Origin of the sequence: Streptomyces humicola (genome assembly GCF_024436035.1) — a bacterium.
GTDB lineage: Bacteria > Actinomycetota > Actinomycetes > Streptomycetales > Streptomycetaceae > Streptantibioticus_B > Streptantibioticus_B humicola.
In genome coordinates, this window is the sequence record NZ_JANFNG010000006.1 from 216,407 (window position 1) to 235,388 (window position 18,982).

An 18,982-nucleotide genomic window follows, 5' to 3' on the forward strand; every position below is an offset into this window, starting at 1 on the left:
TTTGGCACATGGGCGCGCGACTCCTGCGACCGCAACAGCCGCCGCGCTCAGGCGGGCTGAGCAAAGATGCACGGATTGTAAGGAGCGCGAGGGGATCAAAACAGAGCGCAGCAACGAGAATTCGCCTGCCGCGGGGGTGGACAATTTGCGGCGGCCGAAGAAATCACTGATTACGGTGAAGGATCGGGCGCCGAGTGGACCCCCGTAATTGATCGCCAGGAAAGATCGCCAAGAGACTCGAAGATCGCGGGGACCTGGTGATCCAATGGATCAGAAGTCCTGGTGGAGCAGCGGAGACCCAGATGGATCAGCGAGGGGGCGGGATCCGTTTCGGGCGCGAACGCCGTCAGGAGACGAGGGGGTCAGGTGGGGACGATGTCAGGCTGGGACGACGTCAGGGGAGGGCGCCCTCGAGGAGAGGGCGGCTTCAGGAGGGCGGCTTCAGGGGAGGGCGACGGCCGGATTGGTCGGCCAGCTCATACGGATGACTCCGCCGCCGGGGCCCTCGATGACCTCGACGTCGTCAACGAGGCCGCTGATCACCGCAAGGCCCATCTGGCCCTCGTCCTCGCCGCTGTCCGGCGCCGAACTGCCGGGGTGGGCCCTGGCCTCGTCGTCCGCCCGCGCGGCCGGCACGCCCGGACGGTCCCCTGTGGCACCGGGAGCCTCCTCGCCGACCTCGATGGAGAACTTCTTCTCCTCCTCGGTCAGCAGCACGCGCACGGGCAGATTCGCACCGTTGGCACGGTGCAGGCCGACGGCGCGCGTGCACGCCTCGCCGACGGCGAGACGGACCTCGTCGAGTACGGCCTCGTCCACACCGGCGCGGCGCGCCACTGCGGCCGCCACCAGTCGTGCGGTCCGGACGTGCTCCGGCAGTGCGCTGAAGCGCAGTTCGACGGTGGCCATGACGGCTTCCCCCTCGGTCTTGCGGGCGTGCATCACAGGGGTCCGGGCCCCTCAGGCCCGGTACCCCCGTACTCGGACGATCACATCGGCATAGCGGCGCGAGCGCCGCCACCGTCAGTCGGTCGCCGCGACAGCCTCGTCGACCGAGGTGTGAATCGGGAACACCTTGGTCAGACCGGTGATTCGGAAAATCTTGAGGATGCGCTCCTGGTTGCACACCAGACGCAGCGAGCCCTCGTGCGCACGCACCCTCTTCAGCCCGCCGACGAGCACACCGAGGCCGGTGGAGTCGAGGAAGTCCACGCCCTCCATGTCCACGACCAAGTGGTAGCTCCCGTCGTTGACGAGCTCGACCAGCTGCTCGCGCAGCTTGGGCGCGGTGTAAACATCAATCTCGCCACCGACCTCGACGACCGTACGGTCGCCGACGGTCCGAGTCGACAGGGACAGGTCCACGGATCCTCCAGCACCTTGCATCAAGCATCAAGCCGCTCGCCCCCTGGGGTCTCCCCACCGGGGGAGGGGACGGATCGGCAGCCGCAACGGCATTCAATCACTTACCGGCGGGCGAGCACGACGCCTTACGACGATTGTCCATCGCGCCGGTGACACACTGACTGTCAATGGCCCACGATCAACCACCGCAATCGGTACCCGGCCGCCCCGATCCGGCCACAGCTCTGGACCGGCTCGTCTCTGGGGCGGGCCGCGCCGCGCGCATCACTCATACGGAGCACTTGCCCCCGAGGACCGGCCGCCATGCGGACTGGCCTGATCGGATCCGCCCCGAAGTGATCGAGGCGATCAGAGACGCCGGTATCGAGCGGCCCTGGGAGCACCAGGTGCGCGCCGCGGAGCACGCGCTGCACGGTGAGTCGGTGGTCGTTGCCACGGGTACGGCGTCCGGCAAGTCGCTGGCGTATCTCACCCCTGTGCTCAGTACGCTGCTGGACGGCTCGGAAGCGGCCAACGGCAGAGGGGCCACCGCCTTGTATCTGGCGCCGACGAAGGCGCTCGCCGCCGACCAGTGCCGCACGGTGGCGGAGCTCGCCGGCGGCCCGGCGATCGGCGGCTCCCGGATCCGGCCGGCCGTGTACGACGGCGACACGCCGTTCGAGGAACGCGAATGGGTGCGCCAGTACGCGACGTATGTGCTCACCAACCCCGACATGCTGCACCGCGGCATCCTGCCCGCCCATCCGCGCTGGTCCTCCTTTCTGCGCCGGCTGCGCTACGTCGTGGTCGACGAGTGCCACACCTACCGGGGTGTCTTCGGGTCGCATGTCGCCCAGGTGCTGCGGCGGCTGCGCCGCGTGTGCGCCCGCTACGGAGCGCAACCGGTCTTCCTGCTCGCCTCGGCCACCGCGGCCGACCCGGGAGAGGCGGCCACCCGGCTGACGGGCGTACCAGTCGCCGAGATCACCGAGGACGCCTCCCCACGCGGCGAACTCGTCTTCGCGCTGTGGGAACCGCCGCTCACCGAGCTCAGCGGAGAGCGCGGCGCCCCGGTGCGCCGCACGGCGACCGCGGAAGCCGCTGACCTGCTCACCGACCTGGTGGTCCAGGGCACCCGCACTGTCGCGTTCGTCCGCTCCCGGCGCGCCGCCGAGCTGATCGCCCTGCTGGCGCAGGACCGGCTCGCCGCCGTCGACCGCTCTCTCCCCGGACGCGTGGCCGCCTATCGCGGCGGTTATCTGCCGGAGGAGCGTCGCGCACTCGAGCGGGATCTGCACAGCGGCCGCCTCCTCGGCCTCGCCTCGACCACCGCCCTGGAGCTGGGCGTGGACGTCTCCGGCCTGGACGCCGTTCTGATCACCGGGTACCCGGGGACCCGTGCGTCGCTGTGGCAGCAGGCCGGGCGGGCCGGTCGTGCGGGCCAGGGCGCGCTCGCCGTTCTCGTCGCACGCGACGACCCACTGGATACGTATCTGGTGCACCACCCCGAGGCACTGTTCGACCGGCCGGTGGAGTCGACCGTGCTCGACCCCGACAACCCGTACGTGCTCGCCCCCCACCTGTGCGCCGCAGCCGCCGAACTCCCGCTCACCGAGGCCGATCTCGCCCTCTTCGGCCCGGAAGCGCCGGGCCTCATACCGCAGTTGGAGATGCGCGGGATGCTGCGCAAGCGCAAGGGCGGATGGTTCTGGACCCGCCGGGAGCGGGCTGCGGACCTCACCGACATCCGCGGCGAGGGCGGCCGGCCCGTCCAGGTGGTCGAGGCGGCGACCGGCCGGCTGCTCGGCACCGTCGACGTCTCCTCCGCGCACGCCACCGTCCACGACGGCGCAGTCCATCTGCACCAGGGCCGCACCTATGTGGTCAAGCAGCTGGACCTGGAGGACTGCGTGGCGCTGGTCGAGGAGGACGATCCGCCGTACTCCACGATGGCCCGTGAGACCACCGCCATCTCGATCCTGGACACGGAGACCGAACAGCCGTGGGGCGAGGCGCGCTTGTGCTTCGGATCCGTCGAAGTCACCCATCAGGTGGTCTCGTTCCTGCGCCGCAGGCTGATCACGGGCGAGGTGCTCGGCGAGACCAAGCTCGACCTCCCGCCGCGCACCCTGCGCACCCGGGCCGTGTGGTGGACGCTCACCGACGCGCAGCTGGAGCACGCCAGGATCCACCCCGAGGAGCTCCCTGGCGCCCTGCACGCCGCCGAGCACGCGTCCATCGGCATGCTGCCGCTCTTCGCCACCTGCGACCGCTGGGACATCGGCGGCGTGTCGATACCCCTGCACACCGACACCGGCCTGCCCACGGTCTTCGTCTATGACGGCCACCCGGGCGGGGCGGGCTTCGCCGAGCGGGCGTTCCGTACCGCTCGCAGCTGGCTCACCGCGACGCGCGAGGCGATCGCCGCGTGCGAGTGCGAGTTCGGGTGCCCCTCGTGCATCCAGTCGCCCAAGTGCGGCAACGGAAACGACCCGTTGGACAAGCTCGCCGCGATCCGCGTCCTCGACCTCCTCCTCGCCGCGCGGCAGTGATTGCGGCGGCCCGGCACGGGAGCGGGCGCGGGCCGGACCCAGCGGGGCGAGCACACCGCGGCTCGTGATTTCGGCGACGACGTCCGAGACCTCACCGCGCACGGAGCAGGAGACGAGCCGTGCCCCCTGAGCCGCGGCGACGTGCTCGGCCTCGCGGCAGGCGGCGGACGCACCGTCAAGGGCGTGGTCGGCAGCCGCGAGCGCCGCGAGGTCTGCGGCGCCTCCGGCCCTGTGACGTGCGCAGACCGCCTGGCCCATGGCGAGCACCGCAGCGAACACTGCACACAGCGCCCCCGTCATCACCGTCGTCCACACGGTGGCCGAGCCGCGCTCGCGGCTCACCGGACCGCGTCCTCGGCGAGGGCCGCCGCGTCCGCGCCGACCGTGACCGACATCAGTCCCGCCATCCGCCCGGGGCCCAGCGACTGCGCCGTCACACGGACCCGCACCAGATCACCCTCGCGCCGCAGCTCCACCGATGCTCCCCGTGGTGCGGCCGACTGCGCGGCGGCGAGCGCCGCAGCGCGCGGCTCGGACCGCGCGGCGGCCCGTGCCCCGGCCCTGGCGGCATCCACGCAGCGGATCTGTGCGGAGGCCGCCATCAGCCCCCACAACAGCATCCCGGTGAAGAGGACCAGCACCGGAACGACCACGGCCGCCTCAGCCGTCACATACCCGGCATCGGCTCGCACCGTCCCGCACCGCGGCTCCTCGCGCTGCGGCGTCTCAGAACGCGACATCGAGCGCCCTCCTGATCAGTCCGCTCAACGCCGAGCTCACCGCGCCGCTGGTGATCACCTTGTAGAGGACGGCGGCGAAGCCGCACGCCGCCAAGGTGCCCACCGCGTACTCGGCCGTGCTCATCCCCGCCTGCGCGGCCGCGCCGCACACCGCCGCCGAACGGCGCCGCATCCAACCCCACATGTCGATGGCCCCTCCCGTTTCCGTGGTTTCCCTGTACGTGCCCTTGTTGCGTCCGTCCTCCGGTCCGCCGGCTCAGACCTGCTGCGCGTGCGCCATCACCTCCGCGAGGCCGATCACCACCGGCACCACCCCGACTGCCAGGAAGGCCGGCAGGAAGCACAGGCCGAGCGGTGCGGTGGCCAGCACGGCCGCGCGGCGGGCCCTGCTGCCCGCCGAACGTGAGCGCTCCGCGCGGTACGCGGCGGCAAGCCGTGAGATCTCGGCGACCGGCGGGACGCCTGTGGTGCCTGCGCGCTCCATCCAGCGGCCGAGCACGTCCGCCTGCGGGAGTGCGCGCACCCGGCTCCAGCACTGGGCCGGATCACCACCGAGGCGCAGCTCCGCCGCGGCGCGCGACAGCGCCTGGGCGAGGGGCCCTTCGAGGGTGCGGCCCACGGCGCAAGCCGCCGCGCCCGGCGCGGCACCGGATGCCAGACAGGCGGCCAGCAGCTCGGCCGCGAGTGGGAGTTGACCGGTCACCTTGCCCGTGCGGTCGTCCTGGAGGGGGGCTCCGCGGGTGCGCCGACGTGACCGGAGCTGCCACCTCCGTACGCCGAACACCATCGCAAGTCCCGCGACGCAGCCGGGGATCCCGCCGATGAACACGGCGATCGCGCACCCGGCCGAGACCGCCATCGCCCACTCCCGGGCCTTCGCACGCCCCGCCAGGCTCAGCCTCGGCCGGGTTCTGCGCCGCAGGCGTTCGATGCCGAGCAGCCACTCGCGCCTGCGCCGGGCCGCGTGTGCGCGTCGGGCGGAGGCGACCGCCCAACCGAAGCACAGCACGGCCGAGATCCCGGGCACCGCCGTCCCCAGGCTGTGGATGAACTCACCCCCCATCGCCGTCATCCCTTCTCGGCGGCACGGGCGATCGACGAGGTCCACAGCAGCCCCAGTCCCTCCAGCACCACACCGACCGCCAGGCAGACCTGCCCGCTCGGGGTGTGCAGCAGGACCCGCAAGGGCTGGGCGCCCATCGTCCAGCCCAGTACCAGGCCGAAGACCGGAAGCAGCGCGAGCATCGCGGCCGTCGACCGGGGCCCTGCCAACGCGGCGCGCAGCTCCTCCAGTTGGTCGCGCTCGGCGCGCAGGGCAGCCGCGACACGGTCCAAGCCGTCCGCGAGCCCGGCACCGCCGACGGTGGCCACTTCCCAGCACGCGGCGGCCGCGGCCAGACCGTACGCCCCGGGCCTGCGTGCGGCCTGGCGGAGCGCCGCCGGGACGTCACCGCCGAACCGCGCGGCCGCAAGTAGCCGACTCATGCACTCCCCAGCCTGTGGATCACCGAAGCCCCTGGCTTCCCGCATCCGTTCGACGGCGTCGGCCAATGCGGCATCCGGCGGACGACCGGCGCGCAGATCACCGGCGACCGCCGTGCAGAGGGTGATCACCGACTCCTGCCACCGCTCGTTCTCCGACCGCCTGTGCTGCGCGCGCAGCTGACGGCCGAGCAGCGGCATGGCGACCGCGCCAGCGAGCGGCGGAAGCGGCGAATGCGTCAGCAGCCCCAGCAGCAGTCCGGCGGGCAGGCACAGCACCTCGGGCCCGACCGGTACGCCGAGCCGGTGCGCCGCCTGCTTCCGGCCACGCTCCAGTACGGCCCTGGCCTGCCCGGCGTACGACTGCCACCGCGCCCAGCCCGGAGGTCCGACCGGCGGCCGGCCGCAGTCGGCGAACATCAGCCGCGCCCGCCGCAGCGCCTCGTCCGTTGTGCACAACGACCACAGCCCGCCCGCGACGCAGAGCGCCGCGCTCAACACGGCCAAGGTCTCCGCGGTGTTCATGCCGCACCCCGTTCGCACAGCGCGGCCAACCGCGGCCATCCGCGCTCCCGCCGGTAGTCGCCGTCCGCGCCGAGGACGATCGCGGGAACGGTGGAGACCAGACCGCGCCGGTCGCGCTCGAAGACGTGGATCTCCGCGACCCTGCGGCGTCCGCTGCGATCGCGCGCGAGGTGGATCACGACGGAGAGCGCCGCCGCCAGCTGGCTGTGGAGTGCCGGGCGTTCGAGCCCTGCGGTCGAGCCGAGGGCTTCGAGGCGGGCGGGCACATCGCACGCGGCGTTGGCGTGTACGGTGCCGCACCCTCCCTCGTGGCCCGTGTTGAGTGCGGAGAGCAGATCCGTCACCTCGGCTCCCCTGACCTCGCCGACCACGAGCCGGTCGGGCCGCATGCGCAGCGCCTGCCGGACGAGGTCCCGAAGCGTCACCCTGCCGACGCCCTCCTGGTTGGCCGGACGGGCCTCGAGACGCACCACGTGGGGATGGTCGGGCCGCAGCTCGGACGAGTCCTCGGCGAGGACGATCCGTTCGCCGTGGCCGACCAGGCCGAGCAGTGTGCTGAGCAGAGTCGTCTTGCCCGTTCCGGTGCCGCCGCTGACGAGATAGGAGAGCCGGGCGTCGATCACGGCCCGCAGCAGGCGTGCCGTGCCGGCGTCCGTGCTGCCCGCGGCGACGAGTTCGTCGAGGGTGAAAGCGCGCGTCCGCAGCACGCGCAGGGACAGGCATGGCGCACCGACCGCGACGGGAGGCAGCACCGCGTGCAACCGCGTGCCGTCCGGCAACCGCGCGTCGACCCACGGTCGTGCGTCGTCCAGCCGCCTGCCCGCGGCGGTGGCGAGCCGCTGCGCGAGCCGGCGCACCGCCGCCGCGTCGCCGAAGCGGATCCCGGTGTGCTCCAGGCCCGAGCCCCGGTCGACCCACACCTCCTCCGGCCCGTTGACCAGCACATCGGTGACTCCCGGTTCGGCGAGCAGCGGTTCGAGCAGCCCAGCGCCGACCATTTCGGAGCGCAGGGTGCGGACCACCCCGAGGACCGCCGTGTCGCCGAGCAGCCGCCCCTGGGAGCGCAGTGCGGCGGCGACCCTGGCCGGGGTCGGTTCCTCTCCGGCTTCGGCAAGTTTGAGACGCACGGCATCCAGCAGCGCCGCCCGGTCGTCCTGCCCGGCCCGGGGCTCACGCGCCTCCACGGCGCCTCGTACCCCGCTCATGACGCGACGCTCCCGCCGCCGGCCAGCGCCTCGCTGAGGAACGCCGAACAAAAGCGGGCGAGCGGGCCGCGACCGCCGGCACCGGGTGGTCTGCCGCCGTCGACCGACGCCAACAGGCCGTTCTCCGCAGGGAGTTCACCAACGAGCCGCAGGTCGAGCAGGCGCGCGATCTCCTCGTCGTCGAGACCGGGCGGAAAGGGACCGCGGGCGACCACACGAAGATCACTGAGCACCATGCCGAACCGCGAGGCCACCCGGTCGGCCGCGGCGACGGCTCTCAGCTCCGCCGGGACGACGAGCAGCCCGACGTCGATCTGGGAGAGCGCTTCGATGACCGCGTCGTCCACCCGTCGCGGCAGATCCACGACCACGACGCCGCCCCGCCGCCGCGCCGCACCGAGTACCGAGCGCATCGCCTCCGGGGTGATGACGACCGAATCGCTCCGGTCCCAGCTGAGGATGCTCAGATCGTGCAGCCGTGGAAGCGACTCCTCCAGTGCTCCGCTGCTGACGCGCCCCTGGGACTCGGCGAGGTCGGGCCAGCGCAGGCCGTCCGCGCGCTCGCCGCCGAGCAGGACGTCAAGGCCTCCGCCGAGCGGATCACCGTCGATGAGCATCGTGCGGTGGCCGCAGCGCGCCGCCGTCACGGCGAGCGCGCACGCCAGTGTGCTGGCTCCCGCGCCGCCTCTGCCCCCGACCACGCCGATGGTCAGTGCAGGCTCGCCGACGCCCTCGGCCGCGTCGGCGATCCGGTCCACGAGCCAGGGCTCGGCGTCGGGGAGGAAGAGCACATGATCGGCGCCGATGCCGACCGCACGCCGCCACACCGTCTGGTCGTCCAGATCGTGTCCGATGAGGAGTACGCCGGGGCGGCGCGACATGCCGTGGAGGGAGGCCGCGCACTCGTCTCCCACCAGCACCATCGGTGCCGAGTCCCAGCTCCCGGGCCGGCCGGGCGGTCCGTAGGACACCTCGGCCTCGGCGCCGGCGGCGGCGCACAGCCGCAACAGATCGTCCAGCAGGCCCTCGTCCTCGGTGACGATCAACGGGCGGCTCGACCGTCCGCCCGCCGCGCGGCGCCCGGACGGCAGACGTCTCGCCCCGACGGGTGGCCGGGGCATGCGCGGTGTGCCCTGTGGCGTGGCCTGCGATGTGCCCTGCGCTGTGTCCGGAGTGCCGGATGTGCCAGATGAGATGGATTCGGACATGGCCCCCTCGCTTCCGCTGGTGGATACCGCGTTACTCGCTGGCCTTCACGGTGAACCGCCCCTGGGAATCGTGGGGATCTTGGTCAAAAACAGTGGATAACCCGAGGGTTGTGGAGAACTCCGCCACCCGCACGAGTGACTTCTCGCCGACCGCGCAACGATTACGGATCGTCACACGTCGTACCTGACATCGATGCCTTGAGATCGATGGGAGAAGCCGGAAGGAAGCGGTACGAAGACGCGCGAAGGGAAGGCAATGAAAACGGAAGCGGATCGACCGGGTCTCGGCACACCGGCCGCCGGCGGGAATTCCGGCCCTGACATTGGTCCGGACATGCGACGACCCCCGCCGGGGGGGAGAGCGGGGGTCGTCCCCACGGCCGACTCGGGGGGGGAGGAGTCGGACCGGGTTAGCACGGTCGCGAACGATCCGTGACTTCCATGGTGTACCCGAGAGCCTTCTCAGGCAAACCCACGCGCCTCAGCTTACGCCGAATGGTGGGTGCCTATGCTCGTCCTCGTGGAAAACCACTCCTTGCCGCGGACTGCCGCCTTCTTCGATCTCGACAAGACGGTCATCGCGAAGTCGAGCACCTTGGCCTTCAGCAAGTCGTTCTACCAAGGCGGCCTGATCAATCGTCGGGCCGTGCTGCGTACCGCATACGCTCAGTTCGTCTACCTCCTCGGCGGGGCGGATCACGATCAGATGGAGCGCATGCGCGAATATCTCTCGGCGCTGTGCCGCGGCTGGAACGTGCGGCAGGTGCGGGAGATCGTCGCCGAGACGCTCCACGATCTGATCGACCCGCTCATCTACGACGAGGCCGCCTCCCTCATCGAGGAGCACCACGCCGCGGGTCGGGACGTCGTGATCGTCAGCACGTCGGGGGCTGAGGTGGTGGAGCCGATCGGCGAGATGCTGGGCGCGGACCACGTCGTCGCCACCCGGATGGTGGTGGAGGACGGCCGCTACACGGGTGAAGTCGAGTACTACGCCTACGGCCCGACGAAGGCGGAGGCGATCGCGACCCTGGCCGCATCGGAGGGGTACGACCTGTCGCGCTCCTACGCCTACAGCGACTCGGCCACGGACATCCCGATGCTGTCCGCAGTCGGCAACCCGCATGCGGTCAACCCGGACCGCGCCCTGCGCCGCGAAGCCAACGCCCGCGGGTGGCCGGTGCTGGTCTTCAGCCGCACCGTCCGGCTGCGTCAGCGCGTGCCGTCGATGCCGCCCCGCCCGGTGCTCGCGGCGTTCGCCGCGGCGGGCGCGGCCGCCGCGACCGCAGGTCTGGTCTGGTACGTATCGCGCAGGCGGAGGCCCGAGTATTCGCTATGATCTCGCGGCCTATACGAGCCAATGCCCGATTCAATGCAGTTTGATGTGATTCGAGGCATTAGTTGTTAATTGAGCTCAAAAGTAAAGAACCGTAGCCAGGGGTTCCGCTTCACCCACCCGTGCAGTACAAAGGACTCAACGGCCCGCGAGACCACGGACATCCGAGAGGAAGTCCGTCGCATCAGGCCCCACGGACCGAGCACGAACGCCGGGCACCCACGCGAAGCCAGCCCGCTGACCGGGTTGCCCAACCAGGTGACGGGCAGAAGTTCCCGACCTGATGGGCAAAAGAGTGCACGCATGGTCACCCGGCGGACGTGCCAGCGGCGGCACTCCAGGGTGCCGCCGCAACCCTTTGCCGCAACTCTTTCCTGTACGCGCCGTTCGTCGCCTCTACGTCTCGTCGCCTCGACGCCCCTAAGCCGCGCCGCGCTGCAACGCCTCGCAGACAGCCGTGGTCTCGCGCACACCGAGCCCGACCGCCTCCGCGCAGTGCGCGATCCAGGCCGCGAGCCCCTCCGGCGTGCCCGACGCGTAGCCCCCGAGCGCCTTGACGTACTCGGCCCGCCCGAGCTCCGCGTGCCCGACCTCCGCCGGACAGATCGACTTCGGGTCCAGGCCGCTGCCGACGAGCACGATCCGCTGCGCCGCCCGCGCCACCGGCCCGTTGTACGAGCCGAACGGCCGCAGCGCCAGCAACTCGCCGTGCACCACAGCCGCCACGACCAGGGCGGGCGCGTCACTGCCCGCGATCACCAGATCGGCCAGGCCCTCCAGACGCGCCGCGACCTCCGAGGCGTCCGGCAAGGCAACCCCCACCTGCTCCCCCTCGACCGGCTCGCCGTCACGCCGGGGCCGGCCCACCGTGTCACCGTCCGCGATGCCTCCCGCGGCGACGAGATGGAGCCTCGCCAGCGCCTGCGCCGGTGAGTGCCGCCAGATGCTCAGGAGTTGACCGGCCTCTGCGGTCAGCCGCAGCGCGGCGCCCACGGTACGGGCCTCGTCGTCGACGCCGAAGTCGCTGCGCCGCCGCACCTCCTCCAGCGGCCAGTCCGCTCCGGCCAGCGCGGCCGATCCGCGCGCTCCGCGCAGCGCCGCCTCGGCGGCCACCTCGTTCGAACGGCGCCGCATCACGCGGTGGCCGTAGACCCGGTCCATGGCCTGTCGTACGGAATCGACCGACTCGGGCACCCCGGGCAGCGTTCCCAGCACGGCGAGCGGATCTTCCTTCTTACCCATGAGTAAGACCCTACGCACCACCCATCACGGCGCACCTCCGCCCCTCATTGGAGTGGTTTTCTTCACCCTCGACCCTCACCACCTGCATATGTACGACTACCTTTGGTGAACATGAAGATCGCATTCGTTGGCAAGGGCGGCAGCGGCAAGACCACGCTCTCCTCGCTGTTCATCCGCCATCTCGCCGCCGCCCGCATCCCCGTCATCGCCGTCGACGCCGATATCAACCAGCACCTCGCCCCGGCACTCGGTCTCGACGAGGCGGAGGCGGCCGCGCTCCCCGCCATGGGCGGGCATCTGCCGACGATCAAGGAGTACCTGCGCGGCGCGAATCCCCGCATCACCTCCGCCGAATCCATGATCAAGACCACACCGCCCGGGCGCGGCTCGCGCCTGCTGCGCGTCACCGAGGACAACCCGGTCTACGCGGCGTGCGCCCGCACCGTGCAGCTGGAGGACGCCTCGGTACGGCTGATGGTCACCGGCCCCTTCAACGAATCCGACCTCGGTGTGGCCTGCTACCACTCGAAGGTGGGCGCGGTCGAGCTCTGCCTCAACCACCTCGTGGACGGCCGCGACGAGTACGTCGTCGTCGACATGACGGCGGGCAGCGACTCGTTCGCTTCGGGCATGTTCACCCGCTTCGACATGACGTTCCTGGTCGCCGAGCCCACCCGCAAAGGCATCGCCGTTTACCGTCAATACAAGGAATACGCAAGGGACTTCGACGTCGCGCTGCGCGTGGTCGGCAACAAGGTGCAGGGGCCGGACGACATCGACTTCCTGCGCGACGAGATCGGCGACGACCTGTTCGTCACCGTCGGCCACTCCGAGTGGGTGCGGGCGATGGAGAAGGGCCGCCCGCCGCGGTTCGACCTGCTGGAGGAGTCCAACCGGAACGCGCTGCGGGCGCTCCACCAGGCTGCGGACACCGCCTACGAGCGGCGTGACTGGGGCCGCTACACCCGCCAAATGGTGCACTTCCACCTGAAGAACGCCGAGGGTTGGGGAAACGCCAGGACGGGCCTCGACCTCGCAGCGCAGATCGACCCGGACTTCACGCTCGGCGAGGAGCCGGCCGCGATCGGCGTCTGACCGCCGCCGGCCCGGCGAACCAGCCGGCGAAACAAGCCAGTGATTGTGGCGCCCGCCTCGATGCCCGGCGGGCGCCGCGTTCATTCCGCCTGTCACTGATCGGAGTGAATCGGCACCGAACGCCCGATTCCGCCTTTCCCGACTCCAGCCTCTCCCATTACTCTCCATTTACTGAATCTTGAGAGTGACGGAGCCACCGCACTCCGCGACCGCGACGCTCATGCCCCATGTCACCGCCGGCCTGCTGGAGACGCTCATGCCCGAATCCCCCGTCCGCCATCCCCTGCTCGGCGGCGTCAGCGCCTTCCAGCGCGACACCGCGCCCCTGGTGCGGGAGGAGCTGGCCCGGCTGGCCCGCGAAGGCCAGCGTCCCACCCAGCTCTTCCTCACCTGCGCCGACTCCCGGCTGGTCACCAGCATGATCACCTCCAGCCGCCCCGGCGAGATGTTCACCGTCCGCAATGTCGGCAATCTGGTGCCACCGCCCGGCACGGAGTCGGCGTGCGACTCCGTCGCCGCCGCCATCGAGTACGCGGTCGAGGTGCTCCAGGTCGGTTCGATCACCATCTGCGGCCACTCCGGCTGCGGAGCGGTCCAGGCGCTGCTGAACTCCGGTCACGGATCCTGCGCCCAGACCCCGTTGACGCGCTGGCTCAGGCACGGCCGCCCCAGCCTCCGGCGACTCGCGCGCCAGGAATCCGCGCTGCTCGCCGACCGTCCGGAGGCCGACAAGGCCGAGCTGCTCTGCCTCGTCAACATCGTGCAGCAGCTGGACCACCTCGGCGCGCACCCCTGTGTCGCGCGCCGTGCCGCGGCCGGAGAGCTGCGTCTGGACGGCATGTACTTCCACGTCGCCGAGGCCCAGGCATACCTGCTCGACCGTGAGCACGGGACCTTCGCCGCCGTCCACCCAGGGGCGACCGCACAGGTCTAAACCAATTGTGCGCCGTAGCCCTTGTCAGCGCGCCCCCGGACTGATGAGCTATGGCTTGGGACACATTGGACATCCCCGGACCTCGGAAGACCCGGCTGATCATAGGGAGATGGCGTGAGCACCAACGAGAGCCTGGCCAACTTGCTCAAGGAGGATCGCCGATTCGCCCCGCCGTCCGAGCTGGCCGCGGCGGCCAACGTCACCGCGAACGCGTACGAGCAGGCGGGGACGGACCGGCTGGGCTTCTGGGCGGCACAGGCACGACGACTGACGTGGGAGACCGAGCCGATCGAGACCCTGGACTGGTCCAACCCGCCGTTCGCCAAGTGGTTCGCGGACGGCAGGCTGAACATGGCGTACAACTGCGTCGACCGGCACGTCGAGGCCGGCAACGGCGACCGCGTCGCCATCCACTTCGAGGGCGAGCCCGGCGACACGCGCACCATCACCTACGCCGAGCTGCAGCGCGAGGTCTGCAAGGCCGCCAACGCGCTGATCGAACTGGGTGTCAGGACCGGCGACAGGGTCGCCATCTACCTGCCCATGATCCCCGAGGCCGTCATCTCGATGCTCGCCTGCGCCCGCATCGGCGCGCCGCACTCGGTGGTCTTCGGCGGCTTCTCCGCCGACGCGCTCGCCACCCGCATCGAGGACGCCGACGCCCGCGTCGTCATCACCGCGGACGGCGGCTTCCGGCGCGGCAAGCCGTCGGCGCTGAAGCCCGCCGTCGACGAGTCGCTGACCAGGCCCGGCACGGAGAAGGTGCGCAACGTCCTCGTCGTCCGCCGCACCGGCCAGGAGACCGCCTGGAACGACGAGCGCGACGTGTGGTGGCACGAACTCGTCGAAAGGCAGTCCGCCAGTCATGTGCCCGAGGCCTTCGACGCCGAACACCCCCTCTACATCCTCTACACCTCGGGCACGACGGGTAAGCCCAAGGGCATCCTGCACACCACCGGCGGCTACCTCACCCAGGTGAGCTACACCCACCATGCGGTCTTCGACCTCAAGCCGGAGACGGACGTCTACTGGTGCACCGCCGACGTCGGGTGGGTGACCGGCCACTCGTACATCGTCTACGGGCCGCTCAGCAACGGTGCCACCGAGGTGCTCTACGAGGGCACGCCCGACACCCCGCACCAGGGGCGCTGGTGGGAGATCGTCCAGAAATACCGCGTGACGATCCTCTACACCGCGCCCACGGCGATCCGCACCTGCATGAAGTGGGGCGACGACATCCCGGCGAAGTTCGACCTGTCCTCGCTGCGCATCCTCGGGTCGGTGGGCGAGCCGATCAACCCCGAGGCATGGATCTGGTACCGCAAGAACATCGGCGCGGACACCACGCCCGTCGTCGACACCTGGTGGCAGACGGAGACGGGCGCCATCATGATCACCCCGCTGCCCGGCGTCACCGAGACCAAGCCGGGTTCCGCGCAGACCCCGCTCCCCGGCATCTGCGCGACCGTCGTCGACGACGAGGCCAACGAGGTTCCCAACGGCTCCGGCGGCTACCTGGTGCTCACCGAGCCCTGGCCGTCGATGCTGCGCACCATCTGGGGCGACGACCAGCGCTACCACGACACCTACTGGTCCCGCTTCGAGGGGCGCTACTTCGCGGGCGACGGCGCCAAGAAGGACGAGGACGGCGACATCTGGCTGCTCGGCCGGGTCGACGACGTCATGCTCGTCTCCGGCCACAACATCTCCACCACGGAGGTCGAGTCGGCGCTCGTCTCGCACCCCAAGGTGGCCGAGGCTGCAGTCGTCGGTGCCACCGACGCCACCACCGGGCAGGCGATCTGTGCCTTCGTCATCCTGCGCGGCTCGGCGAGCGAGGACGAGCACCTGGTGGAGGAGTTGCGCGCGCACGTCGCCAAGGAGCTCGGCCCGATCGCCAAGCCGAAGCGGATCCTGCCGGTGGCGGAACTGCCCAAGACGCGCTCGGGCAAGATCATGCGGCGCCTGCTGCGCGACGTCGCCGAGAACCGTGCGCTGGGTGACGTCACCACCCTCACTGACTCCTCGGTGATGGAGCTCATCCAGTCCAAGCTGCCCACCGCGGCCGCCGAGGACTGACACAAGGACTGACACCTACCGCTACCGCAAGGGGCGCCCGACAACGTGCCGGGCGCCCCTTGCGCACGTAATGTGACGACCGTCGGATTGGCCCGTCTCAGCCCGTCATAACCGCCGGGTAAAGTGTTCGAAAAGTAAAGAACGCGAAAAGAATCTGTCGTGCCGGGACGTCTGGTCGGCAACCGCCACAGCCGAGTCCAGCTGCCGAACCCGACCGGAGGTCACCTCGTTGTCCGCTGCGCCGCCCCGCCGCCGCTCCGTCTTCCTCGGACGCATGTCCCTGCCGGAGCGGAACTTCGTCGCGGACGCGCTGCGCACCGAAACCGTCGGCGGCGTGCTGCTCCTGGCGGCCGCCGTGCTCGCGGTGATCATGTCCAACACGCCGCTCAGCCCGGCCTACGATGCGGTCCGCGACTTCCGGATAGGGCCGGAGTCACTCCATCTGAGCCTCTCGCTCGCCAACTGGGGCAAGGACGGCCTGCTCGCCATCTTCTTCTTCGTCGCCGGCATCGAGCTCAAGCGGGAACTCGTCGCGGGCGAGCTGCGCTCCCCCTCCGCCGCCGCGCTACCCGTCGTCGCGGCCGTCTGCGGCATGCTCACCCCCGCGCTGGTGTACTTCGTCGTCAACACGGCCGGCAAGGGTGACCTGCACGGCTGGGCGGTTCCCACCGCCACCGACATCGCCTTCGCCCTCGCTGTACTCGCCGTGATCGGCACCTCGCTTCCCTCGGCGCTGCGCGCGTTCCTGCTCACGCTCGCGGTCGTCGACGACCTCGGCGCGATCCTGATCATCGCGATCTTCTACACGACCACGGTCGACCTGCCCATGCTCGGCCTCGCCTTCGTGGGCTTGTTCGTCTTCTGGCTGCTGATCCGCAAGCGGGTGCGCGGCTGGTACATCTACGTGCCGCTCGCCCTCGTCATCTGGGGGTTCATGCACGCCAGCCATGTGCACGCCACCATCGCAGGCGTCGCCATGGGTCTGATGCTGCGCTGCACCAAGGACGCTCACAGCGGGGAGGAAGCCGAGGAAGGAAAGGAGTCCCAGGCCGAGCACATCGAGCACCTGGTCCGCCCGGTATCGGCCGGGCTCGCCGTCCCGCTCTTCGCACTCTTCGCCGCCGGAGTCCCGCTCACCGGCGCGGCGATGCGCGGGGTGTTCACCAGCCCGGAGACGCTCGGCGTGGTGCTCGGCCTCTTCGTGGGCAAGGTCGTCGGTGTCTTCGGCGGATCGTGGCTGGCCGCCCGCTTCACCAGGGCCGAGCTCAATCCGGAACTGGCGTGGGCGGATGTGTTCGCCGTCGCGTGCCTGGCCGGCATCGGCTTCACCGTCTCCCTGCTCATCGGCGAACTCGCCTTCCCCGCCAACCCGGTGATCGCCGACAACACCAAGGCGGCCGTGATGGTCGGCTCGCTGATCTCGGCGGTGGCCGCGGGCATCGTGCTGAAGATCCGCAACGCCAAGTACCGCGCACTGTGCGACGACGAGGAGCGCGACGAGGACCTCGACGGCATCCCCGACATGTATCTGCAGGACGATCCGGAGTACCACGTGAGGATGGCCGCGATCCTCGAGGCGAAGGCCGCCGAACACCGCAGGCTCGCACAACTGGCCCGCAGCGGTACGAACGACGACGATGATCCGGCATGATCGGGGCATAGCACCGTTACCCCAACGGCACCATCCTCAACACCTGAGACGACCCAAGACGACGGAGGACGCGATGAGCGCAGCCGACGGAGCCGACGCGCGGAGCCTCGGCCAACTGGTCTCCACCGCGACCGCGGAGCTGTCCGCACTCGTGCACGACGAGATCGCGCTCGCCAAGGCCGAACTCCGGCAGGACGCAAAGCGCGCCGGGATCGGCGGCGGAGCGATCGCCGCGGCCGGTGTCCTCGCGCTCTTCGCCCTGCCTGTGCTGAGCTTCGCCGCGGCATACGGCATCCACAACCTCGGTCTCGGTCTCGCCTGGTCGTTCCTGATCGTCGGCGCCGCCTACCTGGTGATCGCCGGCCTCCTCGGGCTCTTCGCCAAGGCGAAGCTGAAGAAGATCAAGCCGCCGGAGCGGACGATCGCCTCGGCGAAGGAGACGGCCACGGCGCTGCAGGGCGTCAAACCGCATCCGAGGGCTCTCGCCGACGGCCACCCGGTCGCACGCCGGATGTGACACGCTTTTGGACATGACGGTCGCTGACTCATCCGGCCCATGGGGCTTGTCGGGTGTACGCATCGAAGGGCCCTGGACGCACCGGGACGTCGCCGCGAACGGCGCCCGCTTCCACATCGCCGAGATGGGCGACGGCCCGCTGGTGCTGCTGCTGCACGGCTTCCCCCAGTTCTGGTGGGCCTGGCGGCACCAGCTGCCCGCGCTGGCGGAGGCCGGGTTCCGCGCGGTGGCGATGGATCTACGCGGCGTGGGCGGCAGCGACCGTACGCCCCGCGGCTACGACCCGGGCAACCTCGCCCTCGACGTGACCGGCGTGATCCGCTCGCTCGGTGAGCCCGACGCGGCGCTCGTCGGCCACGATCTGGGCGGCTATCTGGCGTGGACCGCCGCCGTGATGCGGCCCAAGCTGATCCGCCGGCTCGCCGTCTGCTCGATGCCGCACCCCAGGCGGTGGCGGTCCGCGATGGTGGCGGACGTCCGGCAGACCGCCGACAGCTCATACATCTGGGGGTTCCAGCGGCCCTGGCTGCCCGAGCGGCAGCTGGTCGCGGACGACGCGGCGCTGGTCGGGCGGCTGGTGCGGCAGTGGTCGGGGCCGCGACTGCCGGACGACGAAGCCGTCGGGATCTACCGCAGGGCGATGCAGATCCCGTCGACGGCCCACTGCTCCATCGAGCCGTACCGGTGGCTGGTGCGGTCGATGGCACGGCCGGACGGAGTGCAGTTCTACCGCCGCATGAAGCGCCCGGTGCGGGTGCCGACGCTGCACCTGCACGGTTCACTCGATCCAGTGATGCGTACCCGTAGTGCGGCCGGTTCCGGGGAGTACGTCGAAGCCCCGTACCGCTGGCGGCTCTTCGACGGGCTCGGCCACTTCCCGCACGAAGAGGACCCGGTGGCGTTCTCGACGGAGCTGGTCAACTGGCTCAAGGACCCCGAGCCCGACAGGTGACCGCGCCGCGGCGCACGCCGTGTCAGCACCGGACCGCAGACCGGTATGACTGTCAGACGATCCGCCAAATGCCGGGCGCATAAGCCAATTGAGCGACCGGAGCGCGGTTATCGACCACGA

General features: G+C 70.7%; 16 protein-coding genes and 2 pseudogenes. 8 read left to right on the plus strand and 10 right to left on the minus strand.

Annotated elements, in window-relative coordinates:
* Window positions 1-441: 441 nt before the first annotated feature.
* Window positions 442-909, minus strand: coding sequence for an ATP-binding protein (locus NGB36_RS11260; protein ID WP_255920100.1), 468 nt, complete (start codon window positions 907-909; stop codon window positions 442-444).
* 114 nt (window positions 910-1,023) lie between these two features.
* The gene (gene bldG, locus NGB36_RS11265) at window positions 1,024-1,365 is read right to left on the minus strand and encodes an anti-sigma factor antagonist BldG (RefSeq protein ID WP_018562186.1); all 342 of its coding nucleotides are present in this window, start codon (window positions 1,363-1,365) and stop codon (window positions 1,024-1,026) included.
* 167 nt (window positions 1,366-1,532) lie between these two features.
* Here bldG and sftH point away from each other — a divergent pair, with 167 nt between their 5' ends.
* On the plus strand, window positions 1,533-3,896 hold the full coding sequence (gene sftH, locus NGB36_RS11270; RefSeq protein ID WP_255920056.1) for a DEAD/DEAH box helicase: 2,364 nt from the start codon (window positions 1,533-1,535) through the stop codon (window positions 3,894-3,896).
* A gap of 66 nt (window positions 3,897-3,962) precedes the next feature.
* Here the strand turns inward: sftH and NGB36_RS11275 are convergent.
* The 7 genes and pseudogenes from NGB36_RS11275 to ssd all read right to left on the minus strand — a co-directional run.
* Window positions 3,963-4,238 (minus strand): annotated as a pseudogene (locus NGB36_RS11275) (Rv3654c family TadE-like protein); the annotation flags it as partial.
* Window positions 4,235-4,636 (minus strand): TadE family type IV pilus minor pilin, encoded by a 402-nt coding sequence (locus tag NGB36_RS11280; protein WP_255920057.1) that lies wholly within the window; start codon window positions 4,634-4,636, stop codon window positions 4,235-4,237. The gene NGB36_RS11280 and the pseudogene NGB36_RS11275, both read right to left, overlap by 4 nt.
* Entirely contained in the window at window positions 4,623-4,808 is a 186-nt protein-coding gene (locus NGB36_RS11285) for a DUF4244 domain-containing protein (protein WP_308288835.1), read from the minus strand. The genes NGB36_RS11280 and NGB36_RS11285 overlap by 14 nt, the downstream gene beginning before the upstream one ends.
* Before the next feature lie 84 nt (window positions 4,809-4,892).
* Complete coding sequence (locus NGB36_RS11290) at window positions 4,893-5,699, minus strand: type II secretion system F family protein (protein WP_255920059.1); 807 nt, start codon at window positions 5,697-5,699, stop codon at window positions 4,893-4,895.
* 5 nt (window positions 5,700-5,704) lie between these two features.
* The gene (locus tag NGB36_RS11295; RefSeq protein WP_255920060.1) at window positions 5,705-6,643 is read right to left on the minus strand and encodes a type II secretion system F family protein; all 939 of its coding nucleotides are present in this window, start codon (window positions 6,641-6,643) and stop codon (window positions 5,705-5,707) included.
* Window positions 6,640-7,848: a TadA family conjugal transfer-associated ATPase gene (locus tag NGB36_RS11300; protein ID WP_255920061.1), complete on the minus strand. Its 1,209-nt coding sequence runs from the start codon at window positions 7,846-7,848 to the stop codon at window positions 6,640-6,642. The genes NGB36_RS11295 and NGB36_RS11300 overlap by 4 nt, the downstream gene beginning before the upstream one ends.
* Window positions 7,845-8,969, minus strand: coding sequence for a septum site-determining protein Ssd (gene ssd, locus NGB36_RS11305; RefSeq protein ID WP_255920101.1), 1,125 nt, complete (start codon window positions 8,967-8,969; stop codon window positions 7,845-7,847). The genes NGB36_RS11300 and ssd overlap by 4 nt, the downstream gene beginning before the upstream one ends.
* 595 nt (window positions 8,970-9,564) lie before the next feature.
* Between ssd and NGB36_RS11310 the strand changes: the two genes are divergently transcribed.
* The gene (locus NGB36_RS11310; RefSeq protein WP_255920062.1) at window positions 9,565-10,395 is read left to right on the plus strand and encodes an HAD family hydrolase; all 831 of its coding nucleotides are present in this window, start codon (window positions 9,565-9,567) and stop codon (window positions 10,393-10,395) included.
* 417 nt (window positions 10,396-10,812) lie between these two features.
* On the opposite strand, the gene NGB36_RS11315 is transcribed toward NGB36_RS11310, so the two are convergent.
* Entirely contained in the window at window positions 10,813-11,634 is an 822-nt protein-coding gene (locus tag NGB36_RS11315) for a Fic family protein (RefSeq protein WP_255920063.1), read from the minus strand.
* Window positions 11,635-11,745: 111 nt separating this feature from the next.
* On the opposite strand from NGB36_RS11315, the gene NGB36_RS11320 reads away from it, so the two are divergent.
* The 6 genes and pseudogenes from NGB36_RS11320 to NGB36_RS11345 all read left to right on the plus strand — a co-directional run bounded on the left by NGB36_RS11320 (window position 11,746) and on the right by NGB36_RS11345 (window position 18,862).
* Window positions 11,746-12,729: an ATP-binding protein gene (locus NGB36_RS11320; RefSeq protein ID WP_255920064.1), complete on the plus strand. Its 984-nt coding sequence runs from the start codon at window positions 11,746-11,748 to the stop codon at window positions 12,727-12,729.
* A 283-nt stretch (window positions 12,730-13,012) separates the two neighbouring features.
* Window positions 13,013-13,663, plus strand: a pseudogene (locus tag NGB36_RS11325) (carbonic anhydrase); the annotation flags it as partial.
* Between the two features lie 114 nt (window positions 13,664-13,777).
* Entirely contained in the window at window positions 13,778-15,742 is a 1,965-nt protein-coding gene (gene acs / locus NGB36_RS11330) for an acetate--CoA ligase (RefSeq protein WP_255920065.1), read from the plus strand.
* Between the two features lie 274 nt (window positions 15,743-16,016).
* Window positions 16,017-17,393 carry a Na+/H+ antiporter NhaA gene (nhaA, locus tag NGB36_RS11335; RefSeq protein WP_255920102.1) on the plus strand — a complete coding sequence of 459 codons (1,377 nt, stop codon included), beginning with the start codon at window positions 16,017-16,019 and terminating at the stop codon, window positions 17,391-17,393.
* Between the two features lie 73 nt (window positions 17,394-17,466).
* Window positions 17,467-17,910, plus strand: a complete 444-nt coding sequence (locus tag NGB36_RS11340; protein WP_255920066.1) for a phage holin family protein — start codon at window positions 17,467-17,469, stop codon at window positions 17,908-17,910.
* 13 nt (window positions 17,911-17,923) lie between these two features.
* A complete protein-coding gene (locus tag NGB36_RS11345; protein ID WP_255920067.1) occupies window positions 17,924-18,862 on the plus strand; it encodes an alpha/beta fold hydrolase in 939 nt (312 codons plus the stop codon).
* Window positions 18,863-18,982: the final 120 nt, after the last annotated feature.